This window comes from [Bacillus] selenitireducens MLS10 (genome assembly GCF_000093085.1).
Classification (GTDB): domain Bacteria; phylum Bacillota; class Bacilli; order Bacillales; family Salisediminibacteriaceae; genus Salisediminibacterium; species Salisediminibacterium selenitireducens.
This window is the reverse complement of sequence record NC_014219.1, coordinates 1,528,443-1,554,359: the sequence shown is the minus strand read 5'-3', so window position 1 is coordinate 1,554,359 and position 25,917 is coordinate 1,528,443. Positions and strand designations below refer to the sequence as shown.

Below are 25,917 nucleotides of genomic sequence, written 5' to 3'. Positions count from 1 at the left end.
AACAGAAAGAAACGGCGGCTCAGGGGGGCCACCGTTTCTCATGATGATGTACATAAGGGGTTCTTGGTAAGGGAAGCCCTTAAGGAAGTACACAACTGCAGTATACAAGTGAAATGTAAACAGGATATGTAGCCCGTGTTAATCTTTTGTAAATTCGTCTCCCTGATCCAGTCCGTCCGGCGTGTGTTTTAAAAATGCAATGCGGAACGTTGTTCCTTTGCCGGGTTCACTGTCCACGGACAGCTTTGCGCGGTGGGCTTCAGCCAGGTGTTTGACAATGGCGAGTCCGAGACCGGTTCCTCCTGAATTTCGGCTTCTTGCCCTGTCGACCCGGTAAAACCGTTCAAATATGCGGGGGATCTCTTTTTTACTCAAGCCGATTCCCGTGTCTTCCACCTCGAGGACGACCTGCTCAGCCTGTTCTTTCACCCTCACCGTAATTGTACCTCCCTCGTGCGTATAGACGATGGCATTGTTGATGAGGTTGATCAGGATTTGCTTGATTCTTGCCCCTTCACCGGCAAGAATCGGACTGCCCGAGATCTTCTTTTCAATCGTCATCTGCTTGGCCGAGGCTTTCTCACCAAGCATATCGAAAACTTCGTCAATAAGCGGTTCGATGTCGACCGTCTGCCAGTTCAGTGAGAAGGCTTCCCCCTCTATTCTCGACAACTCCAGAAGTTCAAAAATCAGCGTCTCAAGCCGGTCTGATTCATTTGCAATAATCCGCAAAAACTTCATACGCAGTTCGTCATCGTTCACCGCTCCTTCAAGGAGGGTCTCCGTGAACCCTTTCAGTGACGTGACCGGGGTCTTTAACTCGTGCGACACATTCGCAACGAAATCCTTTCTCGCTTTCTCGAGCTTCTTCAGTTCAGTGATGTCATGAAAGACGAGGACAATGCCCTTCAGATCCCCGTCGGATGCAATAATCGGTGCACCGTGCACATCGTAGTGGTGCATGTAAATCCCTGATGCGAGACTGATCTGCCTGCGCTTACGTTCCTCAGTTAAAAAAACCTTTTGGATGAACGTGTTGATTTTTTTATTCTTGATCACCTGATAATAGAGAGAACCTGGCCATTTCGCTGTATCCTCCTGGAAAATTGCATCGCAGGAATGATTCACAAGCAAAATATCGCCTGTATCATTGATGAGAATCAGCCCGCTCCCCATGTTCTCAATCAAGGTCTCGAGGCGCTCCTGCTGGCTCTCATACGTCCGCGTAATCTGCATCAGATTCTTCGCAAGGACATTGATGGAGCGGTTCAGTTCCCCCGTTTCAAAATTTGTCCCTTCGTACGTCCTGGCCGAAAAGTTTCCTTTGGCAAGCTCATTGGCGACACGCCTTGCGTCTTCGATTGGTTTGATCATCTGATTGGTCAGTCGGGACGTCAGGATCAAAATCACCACAAACGCAACGAGAAACGAGACAAATAATAGTGCCCAGATATTGCGGTACACGTCATCCAACTCATCCATCGGCACCCCAAGACGGACAAATCCGTCTCCGTTCTCCGCACTCATGGCAAAATAGAGCAGCTCGCTATTAACCGTATCACTGAAACGGATTTCTCTTCCGGATATCTCGTTGATCACAGCCTGGATTTCCGGACGATTCAGGTGATTATCCATCTGATTCGGGTCTGCCGATGTATCAGAAAGGACCGTACCCTCCGAATCCATCACGGTGACACGGACATCCAAACGGTCTGCAAGTGCCTCGGATTCCGTTTGTAACAAATCACCATCGTCAAAATCCACCCGGGCCAAGTGGTAGACAACAACCTCGGTCTCTTTTGCGATCCGGTCTTGCATTCTTTCCACATAAAAATCCTTGAAAAAAGGGCCCAGGATTGCCCCGAGACCAACAAGTACAGCGATAATAATAACTGAAAGCGGCACGAGAAGCCGCACGCGATAACTATTCATGGCGTAACGGCATCTCCAGTTTATAACCGAGTCCACGGACGGTTTTGATGTAGACCGGCTTCTTCGTATTCGGTTCGATTTTCTCCCTCAGGTGACTGATGTGAACATCGACGATGCGGGTGTCACCCACAAACTCGTAATTCCACACGGCATTCAACAGCTGATCCCTCGTCAGAACCCTGCCTGGATGATTCGTCAAATACAAAAGCAGTTCGAATTCTTTTGGTGTCAGTTCCAATGGTTCATCATGCAAAAAGATCTCATAGTTCTCCGGATAAATATGCACATCACCGAGAATGACTTTTGAGGTTTCCGGTTCCTCTTTTTTATCCTGTTTCGGGACAGCCGACCTCCTGAGGATCGCTCTCACCCGGGCAACGACTTCTCTCGGACTGAAGGGCTTCGTCAAATAATCGTCAGCACCGAGCTCGAGTCCGAGGACCTTATCAAATTCATCATCCTTCGCCGTCAGCATGAGAATCGGTGTCGACACCTTCAGCTGGCGAAGGGATTTACATACTTCAAGCCCGTCCATTTCAGGGAGCATCAGATCAAGAACAATAAGATCAAAACTGTCATCCGCCGCGAGATCATACGCCGTCTTGCCATCCTCTGCGGTGACGGTTTCAAACCCTGCCTGATCGAGATTATACTGCAGCAGTGTTAAAATGGATTCTTCATCATCCACGATTAATATTCGTTGTGTCATGCTTATCTCCTCCAGATATCATTTCCCCTGAACATGTGTACTTCTTCGTCTATCATACTACAAAACAGGGACACATCCTATCCTCAACTTTCACCGCTTCATGTTCCATTATTATACCCGGCTTTTCGCCAAATCTCATTGGCCAAAACCTCCATTGGAAGGACTCAGGATGTCTTTAATGACGTGAAACCTGCCTGCAAGAGAACAAAAAGCATGCAAAAAACCGGGCCCGATTGTCCGGGGGCCCGGTTTTTACATGACCTGTTATACAGCTTCTCTGATCAGAAATTCTCAAAGTTGTCCTTATCCTGCGTCACCGGTTTCCATGGGTAAGCCGGATTCACTTTGAAAGATCCGCGGACCACTTCCTCGTCATCACGGTCATAGCCGTTCACCCCAATGATAACGAGGTGATTATCCGTGTCCACATCCATGACTTCGAGATGCACCTTCAAAAGACCATAATGATACAGTGGCTTCGGATAGGTAAGCTGCTGATCCTGAATATAGCTCCCTGGTCCGGGAAGTTCCATCGATATCGCAGAGGAAATGATGCCTGTCAGCATGATATGCGGCACAACCGGTTTCCCGTAAGGGGTTCTTGACGCATAATCGTGCTGAATGTAAATCGGGTTCGCATCATCCGAGAGACCAAGATAAAGCAGGATATCTTTGTCTGTCAGCTCCACTTCCGTTTCATAGGTATCTCCCTTTTCAAGCTGATCAATGGTTTTGCCTATTTTACGTTTTTGGAACATGCTGAATCCTCCTTCTTTCCCCTTTGAACGGGTGTCGCCGCTGATTATGCATCAGAGAATTTCCATCACCTTTTTGACCGATGCCACAGACTTGTCGAGTGCCGCTTTTTCATCGTCATTGAGATCGAGTTCGAACACCTGCTCAATGCCGTCTCCACCAATAACGGTCGGCACACCAAGATACAGGTCACTGTAGCCGTATTCTCCTTCAAGGTAGGCGATCGTAGGCAGTATCCGTTTCTTGTCTTTCAGGATGGCTTCCACCATCTGCACGATCGAAGCAGCCGGCGCATAATAGGCGCTGCCGTTGCCGAGCAGGTTGACGATTTCTCCGCCGCCTTTCCGCGTTCTTTCAACGATGGCCTCAAGGCGCTCTTTATCGATCAGCTTCTCAAGGGGAATCCCGCCTGCAAAGCTGTATCGGAGCATCGGTACCATATCGTCCCCATGTCCGCCAAGAACAAAGCCTGTAACGTCTTCAACCGAGACATTCAACTCTTCGGCAACGAATGTATTAAAACGGGCCGTGTCAAGAACACCGGACTGGCCGATTACGCGGTTTTTCGGGAAGCCGGACTCTTTAAAAACGGTATACGTCATGGCATCAACCGGATTTGTCAGGACAATAATATAGCAGTCCGGTGAATATTTGACGATTTCCTGCGTCACGCTCTTCATGATGCCTGCGTTCGTGCTGACAAGATCATCGCGGCTCATTCCCGGTTTTCTCGGGATCCCCGCTGTAATCACGACGATGTCCGACCCGGCTGTATCCTTGTAATCGCTTGTACCGGTGATTTTGCTGTCAAACCCCTGGACAGGACTCGCTTCCATCATATCCAGGGCTTTCCCTTTTGTCGGATCCTCCATCTTCGGAATATCAATCAGTACAACATCCCCGAGTTCTTTCTGTGCAGTCATGAGTGCTGTGGTTGTACCTGTAAATCCCCCGCCGACTACAGTAATTTTGCGTCGTTTAATTGCCATCGTTCATCGCTCCCTTTCCTTGACTTCAGAATGTAAAACGCTTTCATTACTTTTACGGTGATGACCGGAACCCTTATCGAATTCCGGTCACTGCCTCCTCAAATCAGAGATTATTGATCAGAGCATCCCCAAACTCTGAACATTTCACTTCTGTCGCACCATCCATCAGACGGGCGAAGTCATACGTGACAGTCTTACTGCCGATCGTTTTGTCCATGGATGCTTCAATCATATCCGCGGCTTCAACCCAGCCGAGGTGACGGAGCATCAGCACACCACTCAGCAGTACAGAAGAAGGATTTACCTTATCCATTCCTGCATACTTTGGTGCCGTACCGTGTGTTGCTTCAAAGATCGCATGACCGGTGTCATAGTTGATATTCGCACCAGGTGCGATCCCGATTCCGCCAACCTGTGCCGCGAGGGCATCGGAAACATAGTCACCGTTCAGATTCATCGTCGCCACGACATCAAATTCTTTTGGACGGGTCAAAATCTGTTGCAAGAAGATATCCGCAATCGCATCTTTGACAATGATTTTGCCTTCAGCTTCCGCTTTGGACTGCGCTTCGTTTGCCGCTTCCTTACCTTTTTCTTCTACGATGCGGTCGTATTCAGCCCATGTAAAGACCTTATCTCCGAATTCACGTTCAGCCAGTTCATAACCCCAGTTCTTGAACGCTCCTTCTGTGAATTTCATGATATTTCCTTTATGCACAATCGTGACACTCTTACGATTATCCTCGATGGCAAACAGAATAGCAGCGCGTACAAGACGCTCTGTACCTTCTCTCGAAATCGGCTTCACACCGATACCTGATGTTTCAGGAAAACGGATCTTCGTTGCACCCATTTCGTTTTGAAGGAAATCGATCAGCTTCTTCGCTTCAGGTGTGCCTTCCTGATACTCAATACCTGCATAGATGTCTTCAGAGTTCTCACGGAAAATAACCATATCCGTGTCTTCCGGCTTCTTTACCGGTGAAGGAACCCCTTCAAACCAGCGCACAGGACGGACACACGCGTACAGATCGAGTTCCTGACGGAGTGCTACGTTCAAAGAGCGAAAACCGCCTCCGATTGGTGTCGTCAATGGCCCTTTGATGCCGATATAATACTCACGGATCTTATCGAGCGTCTCTTCCGGAAGCCATTCACCGGTCTGTGTGTGCGCCTTCTCGCCGGCGAGCACCTCCGTCCAGTGGATTTTTTTCTTGCCGTCATATGCTTTTTCAACGGCTGCTTCAATCACGCGGGATGCAGCCTTCCAAATGTCGGGACCAATGCCGTCACCTTCAATATAAGGAATAATCGGCTCATCAGGTACGTTCAACTCTCCATTGTTTACTGTAATCTTTTCTCCTGCCATTACAAAAACCTCCCAGTAGTCATTTCAATTCCTGTGCCGGACGGTTTCCGGGCACATGAAACTGACCGGATATATCGGAATCATCCGGATTTATCTATGGTCAGGGCAGATGGCGACATCTGCCCATAACCTGATATTATCAACGCTTCTCGATTGGTATCCAGCTCTGTTTATCAGGACCCACGTATTCTGCACGCGGACGGATCAGCCGGTTGTTTGAATACTGCTCGAGAATATGCGCAATCCAGCCGGAAACACGGCTGACGGCAAAAATCGGTGTGAACAGATCATGATCAATACCAAGACTGTGGTATACACTCGCTGAATAGAAGTCCACGTTTGGCAGAAGTCCCTTTTCGCCGGTGACAATCTCGTCAACTTTCACACTCATGTCATACCATTTGCTCTCACCTGTAATCTCCGTCATCTGTCTCGACATTTCTTTCAGGTGCTTGGCACGCGGATCGCCGTTTTTGTATACACGGTGACCAAAGCCCATGATCTTCACTTTGTTTGCAAGAGCCTCCTTAATATAAGGCTCTGCGTTCTCAACGGTTTCAATCTCACTCAGCATCGCCATCACGCGTTCATTCGCCCCGCCGTGAAGCGGACCTTTCAATGCGCCTATGGCTGCGGTGATCCCGGAATACATATCAGAGAGCGTCGCCACGCAGACACGTGAGGTGAACGTCGATGCATTTAATTCATGGTCTGCATGAAGCACAAGCGCTTTGTCAATCGCCTTAACAGACGTTTCGTCAGGCTCTTCCCCGTTAAGCATATACAGAAAATTTGCCGCATAACTAAGCTCCTGCTTTGGTGCTACCGGATCCTTCCCCTGCCGCACCCTTGCGAATGCAGCTACGATGGTTGGTAACTGAGCCTGGAGTTTCAGCGCTTTGCGACGGTTGGCATCCTCATCATGCGAGTCTGCTTCCTCGTCGAATAACGCCAGGTTAGAGACTGCTGTACGAAGCGCTGCCATAGGATGAACCTGATCAATCGGATATGTTCGCATTTGATTGATGACTTCATCAGGAACAGCAGAAACCTCGGCCAGCTCTTTTTTGAAGGTATCCAGTTCCTGCTTTGTCGGCAGCTTTTCATTCCACAGCAGATAGACAACCTCTTCAAAACTTGCGTGGTCTGCCAAATCGTCGATGTTGTATCCGCGATACGTCAGGACATCATCGATAATCGAGCTGACACTGGATGTTGTCGCGACAACACCTTCTAATCCCTTAGTTGTACTCATGCTACCTCTCCTTTGCAAAGAAATATCGTTCGCCTCTCCGAATGTGTGGTAACCGCCATAAACCGAATGAAGCATCACTCAATCCTCAATTACTATTTCAGGAAAACATTACATCCCCCTTTTCCCTACATCAAACGTCTGTAAACTTTCGTCAAGCGTAAGCGGTTACGAAAATCATCAGAAGAAATAACGAAAGTGAACGCTCTATGTATGTCGCATCACTCAGTTCCTATTATACCATTTCTCACAATTTTGTGAACGTTAAATTTTCAAAGAAATCAATATTCAGATGATTCCGTTTACTTTTTCACTTTTCCTTCACAGCTTAATAACCAAACAGAAAAAGTCCTCACCCGCCAATGGATGAGAACATTTCTGCGACTTTCATGGCCAGATAGGCAATTCCCGCGCCGATCAGAGGACCGACGGCAACACCGTTAAATACGGCGACAGCAAGTATCGTTCCTGCAACGAGTGCCACGGTAATATGAGGATCAGTCTGGAGGAGTTCAATACCGTTTGCTGCGATGACCGCCACAAAAATGCCTGAAAACAGGGCAATCCACGCATAAGATGACTTGAGCGCTTCCTGAAGATCCCGAAAGCCGATTTCCCCGGTTACTATGGGGACCAGCACAGCAATTGTAATAATCGTCACGCCAACATTGATTCCTTTTGTTTGGATAACTGGAAGAAGTTTGTCGCCAAGCCCCACCCAGCGGATAGTAAGGAGTACAACGACGGCAATGATTAATGCCTGATTCTTCGCAAACAGACCGATGGCGAGAAGAATCAGCATAAAGAGAGTACTGTGAGCCATAACGTATTCCTTTCACTGTTCATTGAGATTATATGTCTTCAGGGGCGTCTGTTCCAACGATTATTTGACACGTATACAGCAGTCCCGTTCCTCACCATATGATGAACCATTTTTTGCAAGAAGCCTTTAAAGACAGCACGCGTCTGTGGAATCAGAAGCAAGAAACCGAGAGCATCGGTAATAAATCCCGGAGTCAGAAGTACGACACCACCGACGAGTATGCATACCCCATCCAACAGCACCGATCCAGGTACCTGGCCTTGGGCAGCCTGCATCTGCGCTGTGCGTATCGCATTTAACCCTTCTTTCTTTGCAAGGGCAGCTCCTAATAAACCTGTCAATATGATCAGCAGAATCGTCGGGATCACCCCGATCGTATTCCCTGAAAGAATCAGTACACCGATCTCTAGAGCGGGAACGATAATTAACAGCAAGAGCAACAGTTTTCCCATTTCATTCACCCTTTCCCGGATCGAAAAAACGTCCATTGTATCAGAAAATGAGAGGGGATGACCCCTCTCATTCTTTCACTCTGCTTAATTATAAGATAGATGCCTGGCCTTTGTAAATCTTTCCTTGCTGAGCATCAACGGTCACTTCGTCTCCGTCGTTAAAGAGCGTTGTGGCCTGATCTACGCCGACAATAACCGGGATTCCGAGGTTTAGACCGACAACGGCTGCATGTGAAGTCAAACCGCCGGATTCAGTAATGACAGCGCCCGCTTTCTCAAAAGCGTCCATCATGTCTTTATCCGTTGAGGAAGTGATCAGAATATCGCCTTCCGTCACTTTTGACACCGCTTCTGCGCCAGTCTTTGCGACCACGACTTTACCGGCTTTGGATCGGCGTCCAATTCCCTGGCCGCGTGCAGCCACTTCACCGACAAGCTGTACTTTCATCATGTTCGTCGTTCCGGATTCACCGACCGGCACCCCTGCAGTGATGACAACGAGGTCGCCATTATTCACAAGACCGGTCTTCTGCGCTTCTTCAACGGACAGACGAAGCATTTCGTCCGTGGAGTTCACCTGAGGACCCGTGCGAGGATGCACACCCCAAACGAGTGCCAACGCGCGGTTGACGCGACTGCTGCTTGTAACGGCTACAATCGGCGCTTCCGGACGGTACTTGGAGATCATCCGTGCTGTATGACCGCTTTGAGTGGCAGTTACAATGGCAGATGCGTGCAGGTTCAATGCTGTGTGGGACACAGACTGACTGATGGCATCCGTTACGGTATTTTCGATTTCCTTTGATTTCTTACGGAGAATATCACGGTATTTGAGAGCTGATTCCGTTTTCAGGGCAATGTTTGCCATCGTAGTCACGGATTCATAAGGGTAATCCCCTGCCGCCGTCTCACCGGACAGCATGATCGCATCTGTGCCGTCAAAGATCGCGTTCGCAACATCACTCGCTTCAGCGCGGGTTGGACGCGGGTTACGCTGCATGCTGTCAAGCATTTGCGTAGCCGTGATGACGGGCTTTCCGATCTGGTTGCACTTTTTGATCAGATCTTTTTGAACGAGCGGCACATCTTCAGCCGGAATTTCAACACCGAGGTCACCACGGGCAACCATCAGGCCGTCGGACACTTCAAGAATTTCTTCGATGTTGTCGACGCCTTCCTGGTTCTCGATCTTTGGAATGATCTGAATATGCTCAGCACCGTGCTTTTCAAGAAGTTCACGGATTTCATGAACGTCAGACGCTCTTCGAACGAAGGAGGCAGCGATAAAATCAACATCCTGTTCAATACCGAATACGATATCATTGGCGTCTTTTTCCGTAATCCCCGGCAGGTTTACGCTGACGTTCGGTACGTTTACACCTTTTTTGTTTTTCAATGTGCCGGAGTTAACCACTTCCGTCACGAGCTCTTTGTCTTCAATGGCAGTGACTCTCAGTTCAATCAGACCATCGTCGAGCAAGAGTGTCGAGCCGACGTGAACATCGTTCACAAGCCCTGGATAGGTGACAGAAATACGGTCAGCATTCCCGACCACTTCTTCCATCGAAACTCGGACAGTTTTGCCTTTCTCGAGTTCTGCGATGCCGCCTTCAAGCGTTTGTGTACGGATTTCAGGTCCCTTTGTATCGAGTAAAATGGCAACGCTCTTGCCAGCTTTTTCAGAAGCTTCACGGATCGATTTAATGCGTGCACCGTGCTCATCAAAATCACCATGGGAAAAGTTCAGTCTCGCCACGTTCATGCCCGCATCAATCAGCTGGGTCAGTTTCTCCGGAGATTCACTCGCCGGTCCAATCGTACATACAATTTTCGTCTTTCGAATAGTCATAATCTTCCTCCTTAATATAAGTGCAAAATAATCACAATCATGCAAGAATCATATTCTTTTCAGACGAAAACCAGGGCAATCGCTTGCCCCAGTTTCCGTAACAAAAGATGGCCGAACGGTGTAATCAGATGGATAGTTCTTTTGATAGTTCATAAATGTCATAGTCGAACGATGGTTTCTTCGCAAGGGCATCATCAATATCATGATGAACGATCGCGTTTCGTTCAATGCCGACAACCTGTCCGCCTGTGCCTTCAAGAAGCAGTTCAACAGCACGGGCACCGAGTCGGCTTGCCAACACCCGGTCGCGCCCTGTAGGAGACCCGCCGCGCTGAATATGGCCAAGAACCGTTACACGCGTCTCGTAATTTGTTTCTGCCTGAATCTGTTTACCGATTTCGACACCATCACCGGCGCCTTCAGCAACAACAATAATACTGTGCTTCTTCCCGCGTTCATGTCCCCGCTTGAGTCGGGCGATGATGTCTTCCATCTTGTCATTCACCTCAGGGACCATGATCGTCTCTGCACCATCAGCAAGACCTGCCCACAAAGCAAGATCACCTGCGTCACGGCCCATCACTTCAACCACATACGTGCGTTCATGGGAAGTCGCCGTGTCTCTGATTTTGTCAATTGCATCGATGACCGTATTTAGCGCTGTATCAAATCCGATCGTGAAATCCGTTCCCGGAATGTCGTTATCGATCGTGCCCGGGACACCAATCGCCGGGAATCCGTGAGCCGTCAGTTTCTTTGCACCCTGGAAAGAGCCGTCTCCGCCAATCACAACGAGGCCTTCGATGCCGAGATTACGCAAGTTTTCAATTCCCTTAAGCTGACCTTCCTTTTCTTTAAATTCCGGACAGCGGGCTGTGTAAAGGATCGTTCCGCCACGGTGAATAATATCACCGACGGAGCCGAGTTCAAGCTTCTTGATATCGCCATCAATCAGGCCCTGGTAGCCATAATAGACGCCATATACTTCAACACCATGGAAGATCGCTTTTCGGACAACGGCCCGAATCGCTGCATTCATTCCCGGTGAGTCTCCACCACTGGTTAAAACGGCAATTCGTTTCATAATTTGCAGTCACCTCATCAATTACAGTTTTTAGTTGTTCTGCTGTTTATCACACGTGTTAAAAATAACACTTTCCTGCGCGAAATACAATAGACCTCAAACGTCCTGAACCCTTGAGGCTCACCTGCCGGCTGATTACGATTCAGACGTATCAGCACTGATACCGTTTACATGGTCATATTCTCCAATAATCTTAAATTTTTCGTAACGTTTCTGAATCAGCTCATCCGGCGTCAATTTGCGCAGTTTGCGAAGGGCTCGAGAGAGCGTAGAGCGGATATAAGCAGCCTGCGCTTTTACGTTTCTGTGCGCCCCGCCGCGGATCTCGGATATGACTTCATCGATCACGCCGAGTTCGTACAGATCCGGGGCCGTGATGCGCATCGTCTCTGCCGCCTGCTGTGCTTTGGTGGCATCTTTCCAAAGGATCGTCGCCGCCCCTTCAGGAGAAATGACGGAGTACGTCGCATTCTCAAGCATATAAATCCGGTCAGCCACCCCAAGGGCGAGAGCTCCGCCGCTTCCTCCCTCTCCGATAACGATCGAGATAACCGGGACTTTCAAGTCCGCCATTTCGATCAGATTACGGGCAATGGCTTCGCTCTGTCCACGCTCTTCTGCGGCTTTCCCCGGGAATGCCCCCTTCGTATCTATAAAACAGATGACAGGACGGTTAAACTGTTCAGCCTGTTTCATGAGACGGAGCGCCTTCCGGTACCCTTCCGGATGCGGCATCCCGAAGTTGCGCTTGACGTTTTCTTTCGTGTCCCTTCCGCGCTGATGGCCGATTACGGTCACCGGGGTTCCTTCAAAAGACGCAATACCCCCGACGATCGCTGCATCATCACCATAGCTTCGGTCACCATGAAGTTCAAGGAAATCATCAAAAAGAAGATCGAGGTAATCAAGTGTGGTCGGCCTCTGGCTGAGTCGGGCAATCTGCACCCGGTCCCACGGCTCCATATTTCCATAAATGTCTTCTTCAAGCTGCACGAGCCTTTTTTCAAGCTTGCTGATTTCTCCTGACAGATCGATTTCCTTTTCTGCAGTGAAATTCTTCAGTTCTGCAATTTTATTCCGCAGTTCGATGATCGGTTTCTCGAACGGCAATTCTTCAGGCATTGGACTCCGCCCCTTCCGTTGGTTCATGAAGCTTTAAGATCGTGGACAGTGTGGCTTTCATTTCTTTTCTGTGAACGACTTTATCGAGCTGACCGTGCTCAAGCAGGAATTCCGCCGTCTGGAAATCATCAGGAAGTTTTTCCCGGATCGTCTGTTCAATAATCCGCCTGCCGGCAAAGCCGATCAAGGCACCCGGCTCTGCAAGATTGATATCCCCAAGGGATGCAAAACTGGCTGAAACGCCTCCTGTCGTCGGATCGGTCATTACACTGACATACAGAAGGCCTTTATTACGAAGCTGATTCAGCGCTGTGCTTGTCTTGGCCATCTGCATCAAACTGAGAACACCCTCTTGCATTCTCGCTCCTCCGGAAGCGGAAAACAGAATAAATGGAACGCCGTCCTCAACAGCGGTCTCAATGGCACGGGTAATTTTCTCACCGACGACGGAACCCATGCTGCCCATACGAAAACCCGCGTCCATAATCGCAACTATTACCGGCTTTCCGTCAATGGTCCCTTTTCCTGTTCGGACCGCTTCGTTCAGACCGCTCTTTTCACGGTCTGCTTTGGATTTTTCCGTATATCCGGGGAAATCAAGTGGATTTTTGGCGACCAGATCTTCGTTAAATGCTTGAAAGGAACCCTCATCAAGTGTGAATGCAATCCGGTCACTCGAACCGATGCGGTGATGGTAATCACAGCTTTCACAGACGAAGAGATGATTCCGCAGCTCTTTGGCATAGGTAATGGTCTTGCATGACGGACACTTACTCATCAATCCTTCGGGAATATCCTTCTTTCCATTCCTTGACGGGATCGTGGCATACTTCTTTCTCTTACTGAAAAATCCTTTAATCACGAAATCACCTCTTTTAATAGTGTTAAGTATAATATTTAGATGGTTTTAGAACCAGCTCTTAATTTGAAAGTAAAAAGAAAAACCTTCAGAACTGACTGTTTGACAGGTGATGGTGGATCGCTTCCACCGCTCGATCACGCTCTCTCATTTCAATGGTTCTGACGATTTCTTCATGCTCATTCAGTGCTTCTTCAATCCGACCCTCTCTGGCAAGGGATGATTTCATCAGTCCTTTGCTGTATGCAACCAAGGGGTACCAGATGTTGAGCATGAGATGATTACCTCCTGCTTTTACGAGCGTCCGGTGAAACTCATAGTCTTCCTCGGCAGGAATCCTGCCCTCCGCTGCCGTCAGACGCGCCTGGTCAATCATCGTTCTCAGCGTATGCAGATGCTCGGGCTGATGCCGTTCACAGGCAAGCCTGACCGCTTCGGCTTCTATAATCCGTCTAGTCTCCGACAGATCACGCCTTGCCCTCGGTTCCCTCAGAAAGAAAGCTGCTAGAATTTCTGCGAGACTGTGGCTCCCGGGCTGCTTGACAAAAGTGCCTTCACCTTTCTTTGTCTCGATTAAATCAAGCAGTTCAAGGGCCCTCAGGGCTTCCCGCACTGAAGACCGACCGGCACCAAGGCGCTCTGCGAGCTCCCGTTCCGAAGGCAGTTTATCTCCTGCCGTCAGATGATCCGTTTCGATGATCCCGTTCAGCTCATTCAGGATGTTCATATACACTTTGTTGTTCATCCTCGTATCACGTCCTTATCTTACCGAAAGAGGTAACCGGGAGCCTCTGCTCCCGGTTACGATGCTTTACTCACTCTTCGTCAATCATCGTCAAATCATACGTTTTTTTCTCGACTGCGTCAGGATCAACTTTCCTTCTCGCAACACCTGTCTCCATCGCAGCGATTGCCACGGCTTTTGCCACAGCCGGCGCAACCCGCTTGTCAAACGGATTCGGAATCACGTAGTCCGTATTGACTTCGTTGTCACCGACGAGTCCTGCAATCGCATTTACAGCAGCGATCTTCATCTCTTCATTGATGTGCGTTGCGAATACATCGAGGGCCCCCCGGAAAATGCCCGGGAACGCAAGCACGTTATTCACCTGATTCGGGAAATCTGACCGTCCTGTCCCGATCACGCTTGCTCCTGCCGCTTTGGCATCCTCCGGCATAATTTCCGGAACCGGATTGGCCATGGCAAAAATAATCGGATTCTGATTCATGCTAGCAACCATCTCTTTATCGACGGCTCCTTCAACGGATACTCCGATAAACACATCCGTATCTTTAATTACGTCTTTTAAGCTTCCTTCTTTTTTCTCAAGGTTGGTCTTCTGGGCCAGCTCATCTTTCAGGTCGTTCATTCCGTATGGACGCCCTTCAAAGATCGCACCTTTGGAGTCACAGAGGATAAACGATTTACAGCCCATGCTCATGAGAAGCTTGATAATGGCGATGCCCGCAGCACCGGCGCCGTTGACGACAACTTTAATCTCCCCCATTTTCTTTCCGGAGAGCTTCAGTGCGTTGACGAGTCCTGCAGCTGTCACAATCGCCGTTCCGTGCTGATCATCGTGAAAGACCGGAATATTCATCTCCCGCTTCAGGCGTTCTTCAATCTCAAAACAGCGCGGTGCTGAAATATCCTCGAGGTTGATTCCGCCAAACGTCGGTTCCATAAGCTTGACCGTATTGACGATCGTATCCACATCGTTCGTATTCAGACAGATCGGAAAAGCATCCACACCCGCAAACGATTTGAACAGGACCGCTTTCCCTTCCATGACGGGCATTGCCGCCTCAGGACCGATATTCCCCAGACCGAGTACGGCCGATCCATCGGATACAACGCCGACCATATTCCCCTTGACGGTGTATTCGTAGACCGTCTGCGGATCTTCAAAAATCTCTTTACAAGGCTCGGCGACTCCCGGTGAATAGGCCAGCGACAGATCCTCTGCGTTTCTGACAGCGACCTTCGGTGTCGTTTCAAGCTTCCCCTGGTGAACCCTGTGCATATGTAGAGCTTCTTCTCTTAATGTTGACATTGCCCCCACGCTCCTTTTTGGAATATGGTGGTCAGACCACCCCTTGACCCTGCTATTATACCAAAAAAAATCCGTCCATCACACCCTGGACGGACGGAAAAACAGATTCTTTTTTCCGAGGAGGCCTTCAAGCTTCAAAAGGAGGGATTCATCCACCTTCACATTCCAAAGTTCTGAGAGTTTGCGAACCTCACCAGTCGATTCGAACTTCAGAACGACAGGCACTTCTCCCGGCGTATCCTGCAACAGTGCCTCCACTTTGTTCGGGACCCCTTCTTTTTCTTGCGCGTGGCTGAAGCGGATATAAAGGGTCGGCTGCGCCTCTTCTTTGACCCTGCTTCTGAGGGTCTCAAGGGATACGGCTTTATCCAGGATCAGATTCCAGGCATCGTTACGCCACTGCATCTTTCCTTCAGTGAAGATGAGCCCGTTTTTCTTAAGCGCCATCTGATAGTGCTTCAGCTGTTCGGGAAACACGGTAATATCCATGGCACCTGTTTCATCACTCATGGAGACAAAGGCCATTTGATCACCTTTTTTTGTGCGGATGAGGCGGATATGCTCAATCATTCCCGCAAGCCTGACTGTCATTTTCTCAGATGCCACTCCCATTGCTTCAAGAATACTCTGACGTTTATAGGTCTTTAACAGCTCTAAATCATCCTCAACAGGATGACCCGAAAGATAAAAGCCCATCACTTCACGCTCTTCATCCAATTTATCCATAAGCGTCATTCTGCCGCCTTGTCGGTAATCAGGCTCCCCTTCTTCCTGTTCAAAGAGCGAGAACCCTTCTGCATCCTCGTCGCCAAACTGAAAGGCATCCTCGAGTGAGGCAAACAGGGACGTACGGTCCACACCAAAGTCATCCATTGCCCCGGCCATGATGAGTGATTCAACGGTCTTCCGGCTGACAATTTTGAGCGAGACCCGCTTGCAGAAATCAAACAGGCTTCCAAAAGGTCCTTCCTCTTCCCTGGCGCGAATGATTTCCGCCGCTGCATGGTGACCGGTGTGGCGAATCACCTGAAGAGCCATGACAATTTCACCGTTGTTCACCGTAAATCGTCTGCTGCTCCTCTGAACCGATGGCCCCGAGACCCTGAGGCCCATTTGCTTTGCTTCGGCAATATAGCGGACGAGCTTGTCGGGTGCATGGACAGACTGCTCCATCAAAGCTGCCATAAATGCCTCCGGGTGCACCGTTTTCAGCCAGGCAAGACGACAGGAAATCATACTGTACGCCACGGCGTGACTGCGGTTAAACCCGTAGTTCGCAAAGCGCTCAATCAGTTCATAAACGCGAGTTGCTTCGTCCTCGGCATAACCCCGACCGACCGCTCCTTCGACAAAGAGGGTCCTCGAACGCTCGAGTTCTTCTTTTTTCTTTTTACTGACGGCCCGTCGCAGCATATCCGCTTCAGCGAGGCTGAAACCGGCCATTTTTGACGCGATCTGCATAATCTGTTCCTGATAAATCATGACCCCGTATGTGGGTGCCAGGATCTCTCTCAAATCTTCGTGCGGATACGTCACCGGTTCTTCCCCGTTTTTTCTTCTGATGTAAAGGGGGATCTGTTCCATCGGCCCCGGCCGATACAGCGCGTTGACCGCGACGATGTCTTCAAAACGTTCCGGCTTCAGCTGCTTCAGTACGCGCCGCATTCCCTGGGATTCAAGCTGAAAGATCCCGTTCGTCTCCCCTTTTCCAAGAAGGGCAAACATACGCTCATCTTCGAGGGGGAGGCGGGTGAGATCGAGCGCTTCACCGGTTTTCTCCTTTACGGTTTCTGCGATCCGTTCCATAAAGCTTAAATTCCTCAGCCCGAGAAAGTCCATTTTTAACAGTCCCAGATCTTCAAGGTCCCCCATCGGGAACTGGGTGATGGTGAGACCGTCGTTCGAAGGCTGAAGCGGCACGATATCCGTCAGCGGATCCTTGCTCATCACCACACCCGCCGCGTGGATCGATGTGTGCCTTGCGATCCCTTCGATATCGAGAGCCGTTTTCAACAGCAGGTCGCCTTTTGGCATCTCACGGATCGCCTTGTTAAAAGCCGGCGCTTCCTCGAGAGCTGCCGTAATGGTCATATTCGGCCGGGCCGGAATGAGTTTTGACAGCCTGTCCACATCCGCAGTCGGTATCCCAAGCACCCGGGCCGTATCCCGAAGGGCCGCTTTTGCAGCGAGCGTACCAAAAGTGACAATCTGCGCCACTTTCGAAGCCCCGTACCGCTCATGCACATAATGAATGACCTGATCCCGGTCCAAGTCGGAAAAATCAATATCAATATCCGGCATGGACACCCGCTCAGGATTTAAAAAACGCTCAAAAAGCAGATCATATAGAATCGGATCCACATCCGTGATTCTGAGCAAATATGCGACGAGTGAACCTGCCGCTGAACCTCGTCCGGGTCCTGTCAGAATGCCGTTTCGGTGCGCGTAGTCCATGAAATCCGCCACAATGAGAAAATAATCCTCGTAGCCCATATCATGAATCACCTGCAGCTCTTTCTCAAGACGCTCCCGATGCTTCTCTTCCGGTGCATGGTACCGCTCATACAACCCCTTCTCACACCAGTTTCGAAGAAGGGACGCGGCGGTCTCCCCGTCACTGACCGGATATGATGGGAGGATCTGTCCGCCAAGAGGAAGTTCCACCTCGCACTTGGCCACGATCTCTTCTGTCACGTCGAGGGCCGTGTTCCATTTGGCAAACTGTTCCCGCATCTCTTCTTCATTCTTGAGATACATATCCGGAGCCCGGAGTGATTCATCAATCTCTTCAATTCTGACACCGTCTTTAATCGCCTGGAGCGTCTGCAGGGCACCGAACTGATCGGGTTCGAGGGCATGAACGTGATTGGTCGCCACCACCGGAACCCGCTCATTCGTAAGCCATTTCCGGATTCGCTGCATCCGCTCACGTTCCCACCTCAGCCAGTGATTCTGAATCTCCACGTATACATCTTCTTCGCCAAAAACGTTCCTGATGGTTTTCAGAAAAGCCGACGCTTCTTCGTCACGTCCCTCTTCGGCAAGCAGCTGCATCCGCCCCTCGGAGAAAGGTGAGATCACGACGAGCTCCTCTCCCTCCGCTTCAAGTTCATCCATGGTGACGTAAGGTTCCGCTTCTCTCGCACAAGCCATTGTCACAAGGCGCACGAGGGACTGATAGCCTCTGAACGATTTCGCGTATAACAGAAGACTCGTTGGCACATCCCTTCCGCTGTTTAACGAAAGGCGCTCCATGGAGAGTTCCACTCCGAGTATCGGTTTGATTCCCCTTGCACGACAGGCGCGATAGAAGGAAACGGCACCGTAAATATTATTCAGATCTGTCATGGCAAGAGCAGTGAAGCCCTGACTTGACGCCTGTTCCGTCAAATCATCAATCCGGATCAGGCTCGAAAGCAGACTGAATTCTGTATGAACATGTAAATGTGCATATGCCATGTGACCACCCCAAAGGAGAACATTTGTTTCTTTCATTATGACGCATTTCCGTGAAAATGAAAAGGGAAACCTGACCGGATTGGACAGTTTCCCTTCGTTTTACGTATAGCTTTGGCAAAGTGCATCAAGTTCATCGCTGAAGGATTCCGCTTCTTCCCACGAAAAAGCGGAAGCGCCAGCCGCCATCGGATGCCCTCCGCCGTGATACCGCTCGGCAAGTTTATGAACCTGAGGGCCCTTCGAACGGATCCTGAGGCGGATCTGATCTTCCTCCTCGACGAGAAACGCCCAGGCTTTCAGACCCTCAAGTGCCGAGAAGCTGTTCACAATCGCCGAGGCTTCTTTTGCACTGACCCCGAACTGTTCCAATGTATCGGAACGGAGATATACGACCGCAGCACCGCTCGGTTTGACAGCCACATTCGACAGCACATACCCTTCCAGGCGGAGCATTTTTTCCGATTTGACATACATCGACTCGTAGATGTCCTCTCTTGAGAACGGCGCCGTGACAAGACGCGCCGCCGCTCTGAACGTGCGCTCCGTCGTGTTCGGGAAACGGAACCGACCGGTATCCCCGACAATACCCGCATAGAGCATTTTGGCCATGTCCGGATCCACGTCCTGCTCACTCCCGCTTGAGAGGCGATCATAAAGCTCGAAGACCATTTCAGAGGTGGAGCTCGCTCCTTCATCCACCCATTCAATCCCGCCGTAGGAATCCACCATCGGATGATGATCAATCTTGATCAGTGCATCCCCGGAATCGAAACGCGAATCATCAATGCGTTCCCGATTGGCGGTATCACAGACGATGACAAGCGCTCCATCATAGTCCTTGTCCGCAATGTCATCCATCTTCGTCAGAAAATCAAACTCAGGGTCACTCTCCCCCCCGATCAACACCTCTTTATGCGGCCACTCATTACGGATCAGAGCCCGCAATCCCGCCTGTGAACCGACGGCATCCGGATCAGGGCGCACATGGCGAAGAATAATAATGCGTTCAAATTGGCTGATGGTCTGGATAATAGAATCGATCAATCAGGCCACGTCCCCTTTCATAGTTGCTTTCTTTTAACAGAGTATTCTACAATGAGTGAAAGTGCAAGGTGAAAATCCTGTCTGACAGGAATGAACCGGAGAGAAAGGAGTTATGTGACATGCTTGGTGTTATCAGCATTATTGGATTTCTGATGATTTTTTTGTATTTCAAAATGCGGCAGTACCGCTCAACATATGAAGCCGTCAAACATTCCTACGCATCAAAGGCAAGTATGGCCGTCGGTCTGTTTATGATCAGTTTCGCGATTAACAGCTACGTTCAGCTTCAGACAACCGTCGCTGCGGTGATTCTGTTGTTGTTCCTTGCCATGGGCGGAGCGAACATCTTCCTTGGCTATAAAAATTTCAAGGCTCTGCAGCCGCACGTCGAACGGGAAATGAATCAATCTTCTTGATCTGAACGTAAAACGAAACATCCTGCCTGTGAGGATGTTTCGCTTTTTTCGTACTATAGGAATGGTGAACCGTGATTATCGGTCGATCAGCTGGGCAACCAAAAGCGCCTTCCCGACAAGCTGACCCTGATGAAAGAGTTCCACGTCAACCTTCCCGAATTTGCGCCCCACTTCAAGCACCTTCGGTTTCACGAGAATCGCCGCATCGATCTGCACGGGCTTGATAAAGAAGATCGTGATGTTCTCAACGACCAGATCCCCCTTCTTGTATTTCCTGAGAACCCGGCTGCTTGATTCCGTCACAATTGTCGTGACGACCCCATACGAGATCGTGCCGAGATGATTGGTCATCTGCGGGGAGACTTCAAGGGTAAACGCATGCTCCTGAGGTGTGGATATGTCTTCAAAGTGCCGCGTAACCAGATCTTCGATGGTATCTCCGACATGAGGCTGCCTTTGGATCATTTGCAGGGCTTTCAGTACATCCTGCCTGCTGATGACGCCGATCAGCTTCTTCCCCTGATCGATCACCGGCAACAGTTCAATACCTTCCCAGACCATCATATGGGCCGCAGAGGCCACGCTCGTCAGGCTCGTCACAGCAATTGGCTGGCGGGTCATAATTTTCTCCACCTGCGTATCCGGCTCTTCTCCGATTACGTCCTTCGCCGTCACAATCCCAAGCAGTTTCAGCTCAGGATCAACAACGGGATAACGGCTGTGACCGGTCTCTTCGTTCAGTTCGCGCCATCTTGAAAGCTTTTCCCCGGCCGTCAGAAAATCGGTTTTTTCGACGGGAATAAGGATGTCCTCCACTGAGATGATTTCTTTTTTGATCAGCTGGTCGTAGATCGCCCGGTTGATCATGGTTGCCACGGTAAATGTGTCATAAGATGTCGTGATCAAAGGCAGTTCAAGATTGTCTGCCAGCTGTTTGACATCCTCACTCGTGTCAAAGCCTCCCGTAATCAGGACGGCTGAACCGGCTTCCAGGGCCAGTTTATGAACCTGTTCACGGTTTCCGACGATCAGGAGATTTCCCGCTTCAACGTAGCGCATCATGGCTTCGGCTTTCATCGCACCGATGACGAACTTATTCAATGTTTTATACAGACCGTTCCGCCCCCCGAGAACTGACCCTTCCACAATGTTAATGACTTCCGCAAATGTCAGTTTCTCTATGTTCTCCTTCTGCTTCTTTTCAATCCGGATCGTCCCGACCCGTTCAATCGTACTGACGAGTCCCTGGTTTTCTGCATCTTTAATGGCCCGGTATGCCGTTCCTTCACTGACGCCAAGTACCTTCGCCACGTGCCTGACGGATATTTTGTTCCCTACTTCCAGTGATCTGATGTGCTGTAATATCTGCTCATGCTTTGTCATATAAGGGTTCCTCCCAGATTTATCGGACTGTTATTATTTATTTCAACATCTGTACTAACACAAGTATATGACGGAACGGCGGCAGATTCAAGATGATCTTCTTCAACAGTTTTAGACAATTTTCTGAAATCCTCCACTTGAAGCGCTCTGACAGTTAGGTTTAAGATAAGAGAAGAGCTAAAGGTGGTGACCATCATGTCCAAATACCTGTCAATACTAGGAAGCTTCATCTTGCTTGCCCTGTTGAGCAGCGCATGTATAAACGAGCAGTCTGAAAACAGCAGCCTCGACATCAGCTTTGAAGAAGTGGAAGCTGTGTATCACGAAAACACGCCGCCTTTAAGTGCGGAAGACTATGCAGATATGACCGCTTATGCGACCGTGCTGTTTGAGAACCGGGCACACATGATTGATCAGTCAGCCACGGAAGAAGTCCAAAAATGGTTCATCCGCTATTATATTCAGCGTGAAGAATTTCAGGAAGAATGGGACCTTGAAGAAATCATCCAGCTTGCTGAAGACCGGTATATTTATGAGAATGCCTGGCGTATGTACGCTAAAGAAGCTTATGACGTGCAGGTTTCCGATGACATGATTGACCAGCAGGCGCATTATAATATTCAAGTATACGAACAGAATACCCCCGCACTGATTGAGGGCATGTCACAGGGGATGGATAAAGATCTCGAGGAGTTCCTGATGGAGTTTGACCGCGACCATGCGGAGCGCACGGTTATCTGGCAAAGGCTGATCCCGAAACTCCTGGAAGAATCAGAGCATGAAACAGCCGAAAACATGAACGGAGTCCATTTACGGGAACAGTTTGATCAGGAGGTCGAGGAATACCTTGAAGAGATGGGTGAGATCTCTTTTATGGACACCAACGACCACATGCATTAAGAAAAGCCGGCGGAAGGGTTGACCCTTTCCCCGGCTTATTTTTGCGCCTTGATGATCCGTCCGGTCAGAGGGTGATTTCGTCACCGGCCTTCATCGGGATACCCTCCTGATCGTGATCGAGACTCTTGCAGAAGGCTTCCCCGTCCTGTTCGATCAAAGGAAACGTGTCATAGTGAACCGGTACGACCTTGTCTGCCCCGATCCACCTGGCCGCAATCCGGGCATCTTCCGGTCCCATCGTGAAATTATCCCCGATTGGCAAGAATGCGACGTCAATGTTTTCGAACTCTCCAAGCAGCTTCATATCGGAGAACAGCCCCGTATCACCGGCGTGGTGAATCGTTTTGCCTTCCGCTTTCAACAAAATGCCCGCCGGCATCCCTGTATAGACAATCGTCCCGGCTTCCTCATCTGTCCATGCGGAACCGTGAAAGGCCTGCGTGAATTTGACCGTGCCAAAATCGAATTCATGTGCGCCGCCAATATGCATCGGATGCACGTCGAGGCCTTGCCAGCCCAAATAGGTTGCCAGTTCAAAAGGGGCAATCACTTTAGCACCCGTCCGTTTGGCAATGGCCACCGTATCGCCGACATGATCATTGTGCCCGTGCGTCAGAAGAATGACGTCCGCGTGCACATCCTCTGCATTCAGATCCGTCGCACCATTACCGGAAAGAAACGGGTCAATCAGAATCGTCTTGCCATTCGTCTCCACTTTTACGACTGCATGTCCATGAAACGACAATTTCATAACCTGTCATCCACCTTTCATTAGTAGAATTTCTGTTCCAATTATTCTCTACCCTGATTTTTAGGGAAGTATTCAGCGGATCCTGTGTTAGACTGTAGAGAAGACCAATTCCAAGACGAAACAGATATCTATTGGAGGGAATGTTTATGAATAAGCGCATAGAGATCCTGCAAGAAAAGATGCAAGAGAAAGGCATTGATTTACTGATGGTTCAGTCGCGTCCGCACGTCTTTTATCTGACCGGATTTGATGCGGACCCTCATGAGCGGCTCCTCGGTATGGTGATTCCAAAACAAGGGGATGCCAAACTGATCTGCCCGGCTATGGAGGTCAATCAGATTCAGGCCCTGTTCAACCGCACACATATCACCGGCTACAGCGACACGGAAGATCCTTGGGCCATGCTCTTCAGTCAGTTGCCGAAAGAGGCGGGCGTAATTGCCCTCGAGGACAATATACCATGGTCCCGTTACCAAAAATGGCATGCCCAGTATCCGGATGCTGACTTTCAGTCCTCTGATCCGATCCTGTCCGGCATGCGCCTGATAAAATCCCCTGACGAGCTTGCCATTATGGAAGAGGCTGCTCTCCTTGCAGACCGCGGCATTGAAGCCGGCATAAAGGCTTTGAAAGAAGGGGTCACGGAGATGGAAGTGATCGCACAGATCGAATACACCCTGAAAAAAGCGGGGGTGAAGGAAATGTCCTTCTCCACCATGACATTATTCGGGGAGAAATGCGGAGATCCGCACGGAAAGCCTGGCGAGCGCTCCCTGAAGAAAGGGGATGCTGTCCTGTTTGACCTTGGGGTGGAATGGAAAGGGTATACGTCAGATATGACGAGAACCTTCTTTTTTGATCACGCCACAGATGAACAGATCGCGATCTACGAAACCGTACTCGAAGCCCACGAAAAGGCCGTAGCGCTGTGTAAACCCGGGCAAGAAATTGCCGCCCTGGATCAAGCCGCGAGACAGGTTATCGAGAACGCCGGTTACGGATCGTATTTTCCACACAGAATAGGTCACGGCATCGGAATCGAAGTTCATGAATTCCCATCGCTCAATGACCAGAACAAAGACCCGCTCAAAGAAGGCACGACCTTCACCATTGAGCCGGGAATCTACATCCCGAATCAGGCCGGTGTTCGTATTGAAGATGAAATTCTCATTACAGGATCAGGCTGCCGCCCGCTTAATCAGTTCCCGAAAGAACTTCAGATTGTCGCGCCACGTGACTGATAACAAGTATCAAAACAGCGCCCCTTCCCGAAGGGACGCTGTTTTTCTCGATTATCGCATGCGGCTATCCCCTGTATCGGTGGAGCACATCCATCCCACCGGTGACTTCAAGGACTGCACCTGTGATCATATCTGACTTTTCCCCGGCAAGAAACAGGACCGTACGGGCGATATCTTCACCCGTTCCCGATCGTCCAACAGGCGTTTCTGAATCGCCGATGCCTTTGGACGTTTCGATATCCGCTTCCTTCATGTCTCCGAGGATCTTTCCCGGGCATACCATGTTCACGGTAATCCCATGCTCCGCTTCTTCGATGGCCACCGTCTTCGTCAATGACGTGAGTCCCGTTTTTGATGCTGCAAAAGCGGACCGGTAGATCCAGCCAGGAGCGTGATCAGACGCCTGGAAACCGTATGTGATAATCCTTCCATACTGCTGTTTACGCATAATTGGAATAACTTTGCGAAACAGATGAAAGGCAGAATTCAAATTACCATCGACCATCTGATACCATTCTTCGTCACTGTAATCCGCCAGCTTCTTTCGTTCAAACACATAGGGACCGGCATTCAACACCAATACATCCACACGTCCAAACGAATCCATCGCCTGGTCCACAAGAGCATCCAGATCGTCCCTGTTTGTCACATCACCCCGGATCAGGTCGATCCGGTCTTTCAAGTTTCCTGCTTCCTGTCTCAGTTGTTCCGCAGCTTCTTCATCGCTTCTGTAGGAAACGGTTACGGAATAGCCTTCTGCAAGCAATGATTCGGTCATTTTTTTGCCGAGTCCTTTCGTTCCGGCTGTCACGATTGCATGTCTCATCATCTACACCTCTCTGTCCTAATCACTGTGTCCCATGTTCATTATACTGACCATTCCCCGGCTATGTAAAAAGATAACATCCTTTTGTTTATCCTTTCACGGAACAGTCGTCATTGTTCCGAATATTTGTTATAATAGAGACAGAACGATGATTCCAAAATGAAAAAAGGAGGTCTTTCACATGCCACTCAAGTACAATAATGTTCTGGTTGCTGTGGATGGATCAAAAGAAGCAAAACGGGCATTTAACAAAGCTGTACAACTTGCAGGCGATCACGACGCCAACCTTTTTATCAGTCACATCATCGACACCCGCACGTTTGCATCTGTCGAACACTATGATCGCACCATTTTTGCAGAGGCTGAGCAGTATGCGCGGGACATGCTTGAAGAGTATAAAGAAACGGCCGTTGAAAGAGGCATCAAGAAAGTTTCCCTCGTTCTTGATTACGGTTCGCCGAAAGTGAAGATTGCGAAAGACGTCGCCAAGAAATACGAAATTGATTTGATTGTAACAGGTGCCACTGGTTTGAACGCTGTCGAACGTTTTCTCATCGGCAGTGTGTCTGAACACATTACCCGTCACTCGAACTGTGACGTATTGATCGTCCGTTCAGAACCAAATTCTTAACGAAAGGTTTTTGCGT

Annotated in this window: 23 protein-coding genes; 4 read left to right on the top strand and 19 right to left on the bottom strand. The window is 49.6% G+C overall.

Annotated features, from left to right (window positions below; all coding sequences use genetic code 11):
- Positions 1 to 138: 138 nt before the first annotated feature.
- From pnpS to BSEL_RS06965, 16 genes are all read right to left on the bottom strand, one after another.
- Complete coding sequence (pnpS, locus tag BSEL_RS07040) at positions 139 to 1,932, bottom strand: two-component system histidine kinase PnpS (protein WP_013172294.1); 1,794 nt, start codon at positions 1,930 to 1,932, stop codon at positions 139 to 141.
- Positions 1,925 to 2,641, bottom strand: coding sequence for a response regulator transcription factor (locus tag BSEL_RS07035; protein WP_013172293.1), 717 nt, complete (start codon positions 2,639 to 2,641; stop codon positions 1,925 to 1,927). The genes pnpS and BSEL_RS07035 overlap by 8 nt, the downstream gene beginning before the upstream one ends.
- Positions 2,642 to 2,922: 281 nt before the next feature.
- On the bottom strand, positions 2,923 to 3,399 hold the full coding sequence (locus BSEL_RS07030) for a MaoC/PaaZ C-terminal domain-containing protein (RefSeq protein WP_013172292.1): 477 nt from the start codon (positions 3,397 to 3,399) through the stop codon (positions 2,923 to 2,925).
- 51 nt (positions 3,400 to 3,450) lie between these two features.
- Complete coding sequence (gene mdh, locus BSEL_RS07025) at positions 3,451 to 4,386, bottom strand: malate dehydrogenase (RefSeq protein ID WP_013172291.1); 936 nt, start codon at positions 4,384 to 4,386, stop codon at positions 3,451 to 3,453.
- Positions 4,387 to 4,489: 103 nt separating this feature from the next.
- On the bottom strand, positions 4,490 to 5,755 hold the full coding sequence (icd, locus tag BSEL_RS07020; RefSeq protein WP_013172290.1) for an NADP-dependent isocitrate dehydrogenase: 1,266 nt from the start codon (positions 5,753 to 5,755) through the stop codon (positions 4,490 to 4,492).
- A gap of 139 nt (positions 5,756 to 5,894) precedes the next feature.
- A complete protein-coding gene (gene citZ / locus BSEL_RS07015) occupies positions 5,895 to 7,010 on the bottom strand; it encodes a citrate synthase (protein ID WP_013172289.1) in 1,116 nt (371 codons plus the stop codon).
- 349 nt (positions 7,011 to 7,359) lie between these two features.
- Entirely contained in the window at positions 7,360 to 7,830 is a 471-nt protein-coding gene (locus BSEL_RS07010) for a DUF441 domain-containing protein (protein ID WP_013172288.1), read from the bottom strand.
- Positions 7,831 to 7,868: 38 nt separating this feature from the next.
- A complete protein-coding gene (locus BSEL_RS07005) occupies positions 7,869 to 8,282 on the bottom strand; it encodes an FxsA family protein (RefSeq protein ID WP_013172287.1) in 414 nt (137 codons plus the stop codon).
- An 88-nt stretch (positions 8,283 to 8,370) separates the two neighbouring features.
- On the bottom strand, positions 8,371 to 10,125 hold the full coding sequence (pyk, locus tag BSEL_RS07000; RefSeq protein ID WP_041582343.1) for a pyruvate kinase: 1,755 nt from the start codon (positions 10,123 to 10,125) through the stop codon (positions 8,371 to 8,373).
- Between the two features lie 130 nt (positions 10,126 to 10,255).
- On the bottom strand, positions 10,256 to 11,215 hold the full coding sequence (pfkA, locus tag BSEL_RS06995) for a 6-phosphofructokinase (protein WP_013172285.1): 960 nt from the start codon (positions 11,213 to 11,215) through the stop codon (positions 10,256 to 10,258).
- Between the two features lie 135 nt (positions 11,216 to 11,350).
- Complete coding sequence (accA, locus tag BSEL_RS06990; RefSeq protein ID WP_013172284.1) at positions 11,351 to 12,337, bottom strand: acetyl-CoA carboxylase carboxyl transferase subunit alpha; 987 nt, start codon at positions 12,335 to 12,337, stop codon at positions 11,351 to 11,353.
- Positions 12,330 to 13,199, bottom strand: a complete 870-nt coding sequence (gene accD, locus BSEL_RS06985; RefSeq protein WP_013172283.1) for an acetyl-CoA carboxylase, carboxyltransferase subunit beta — start codon at positions 13,197 to 13,199, stop codon at positions 12,330 to 12,332. Before accD ends, accA begins: the two co-directional genes overlap by 8 nt.
- 85 nt (positions 13,200 to 13,284) lie before the next feature.
- Positions 13,285 to 13,941 (bottom strand): FadR/GntR family transcriptional regulator, encoded by a 657-nt coding sequence (locus BSEL_RS06980; protein ID WP_013172282.1) that lies wholly within the window; start codon positions 13,939 to 13,941, stop codon positions 13,285 to 13,287.
- A 70-nt stretch (positions 13,942 to 14,011) separates the two neighbouring features.
- On the bottom strand, positions 14,012 to 15,250 hold the full coding sequence (locus tag BSEL_RS06975; RefSeq protein WP_013172281.1) for an NAD(P)-dependent malic enzyme: 1,239 nt from the start codon (positions 15,248 to 15,250) through the stop codon (positions 14,012 to 14,014).
- A 78-nt stretch (positions 15,251 to 15,328) separates the two neighbouring features.
- Positions 15,329 to 18,709, bottom strand: coding sequence for a DNA polymerase III subunit alpha (gene dnaE, locus BSEL_RS06970; RefSeq protein WP_013172280.1), 3,381 nt, complete (start codon positions 18,707 to 18,709; stop codon positions 15,329 to 15,331).
- Positions 18,710 to 18,808: 99 nt separating this feature from the next.
- Positions 18,809 to 19,753, bottom strand: a complete 945-nt coding sequence (locus BSEL_RS06965; protein ID WP_013172279.1) for a DHH family phosphoesterase — start codon at positions 19,751 to 19,753, stop codon at positions 18,809 to 18,811.
- A 119-nt stretch (positions 19,754 to 19,872) separates the two neighbouring features.
- Here BSEL_RS06965 and BSEL_RS06960 point away from each other — a divergent pair, with 119 nt between their 5' ends.
- A complete protein-coding gene (locus tag BSEL_RS06960) occupies positions 19,873 to 20,169 on the top strand; it encodes a YtpI family protein (RefSeq protein ID WP_013172278.1) in 297 nt (98 codons plus the stop codon).
- Positions 20,170 to 20,244: 75 nt separating this feature from the next.
- On the opposite strand, the gene BSEL_RS06955 is transcribed toward BSEL_RS06960, so the two are convergent.
- Complete coding sequence (locus BSEL_RS06955) at positions 20,245 to 21,552, bottom strand: DRTGG domain-containing protein (RefSeq protein WP_013172277.1); 1,308 nt, start codon at positions 21,550 to 21,552, stop codon at positions 20,245 to 20,247.
- Between the two features lie 195 nt (positions 21,553 to 21,747).
- Here BSEL_RS06955 and BSEL_RS06945 point away from each other — a divergent pair, with 195 nt between their 5' ends.
- Positions 21,748 to 22,452, top strand: a complete 705-nt coding sequence (locus tag BSEL_RS06945) for a hypothetical protein (RefSeq protein ID WP_013172276.1) — start codon at positions 21,748 to 21,750, stop codon at positions 22,450 to 22,452.
- A 64-nt stretch (positions 22,453 to 22,516) separates the two neighbouring features.
- On the opposite strand, the gene BSEL_RS06940 is transcribed toward BSEL_RS06945, so the two are convergent.
- Positions 22,517 to 23,203, bottom strand: coding sequence for a metal-dependent hydrolase (locus tag BSEL_RS06940; protein ID WP_013172275.1), 687 nt, complete (start codon positions 23,201 to 23,203; stop codon positions 22,517 to 22,519).
- A gap of 146 nt (positions 23,204 to 23,349) precedes the next feature.
- Between BSEL_RS06940 and BSEL_RS06935 the strand changes: the two genes are divergently transcribed.
- A complete protein-coding gene (locus BSEL_RS06935) occupies positions 23,350 to 24,444 on the top strand; it encodes a M24 family metallopeptidase (protein ID WP_013172274.1) in 1,095 nt (364 codons plus the stop codon).
- Positions 24,445 to 24,508: 64 nt separating this feature from the next.
- Here the strand turns inward: BSEL_RS06935 and BSEL_RS06930 are convergent, their stop codons facing one another.
- Complete coding sequence (locus BSEL_RS06930; RefSeq protein ID WP_041581810.1) at positions 24,509 to 25,270, bottom strand: SDR family oxidoreductase; 762 nt, start codon at positions 25,268 to 25,270, stop codon at positions 24,509 to 24,511.
- A gap of 181 nt (positions 25,271 to 25,451) precedes the next feature.
- On the opposite strand from BSEL_RS06930, the gene BSEL_RS06925 reads away from it, so the two are divergent.
- Complete coding sequence (locus tag BSEL_RS06925) at positions 25,452 to 25,901, top strand: universal stress protein (protein WP_013172272.1); 450 nt, start codon at positions 25,452 to 25,454, stop codon at positions 25,899 to 25,901.
- Positions 25,902 to 25,917 lie beyond the last annotated feature (16 nt).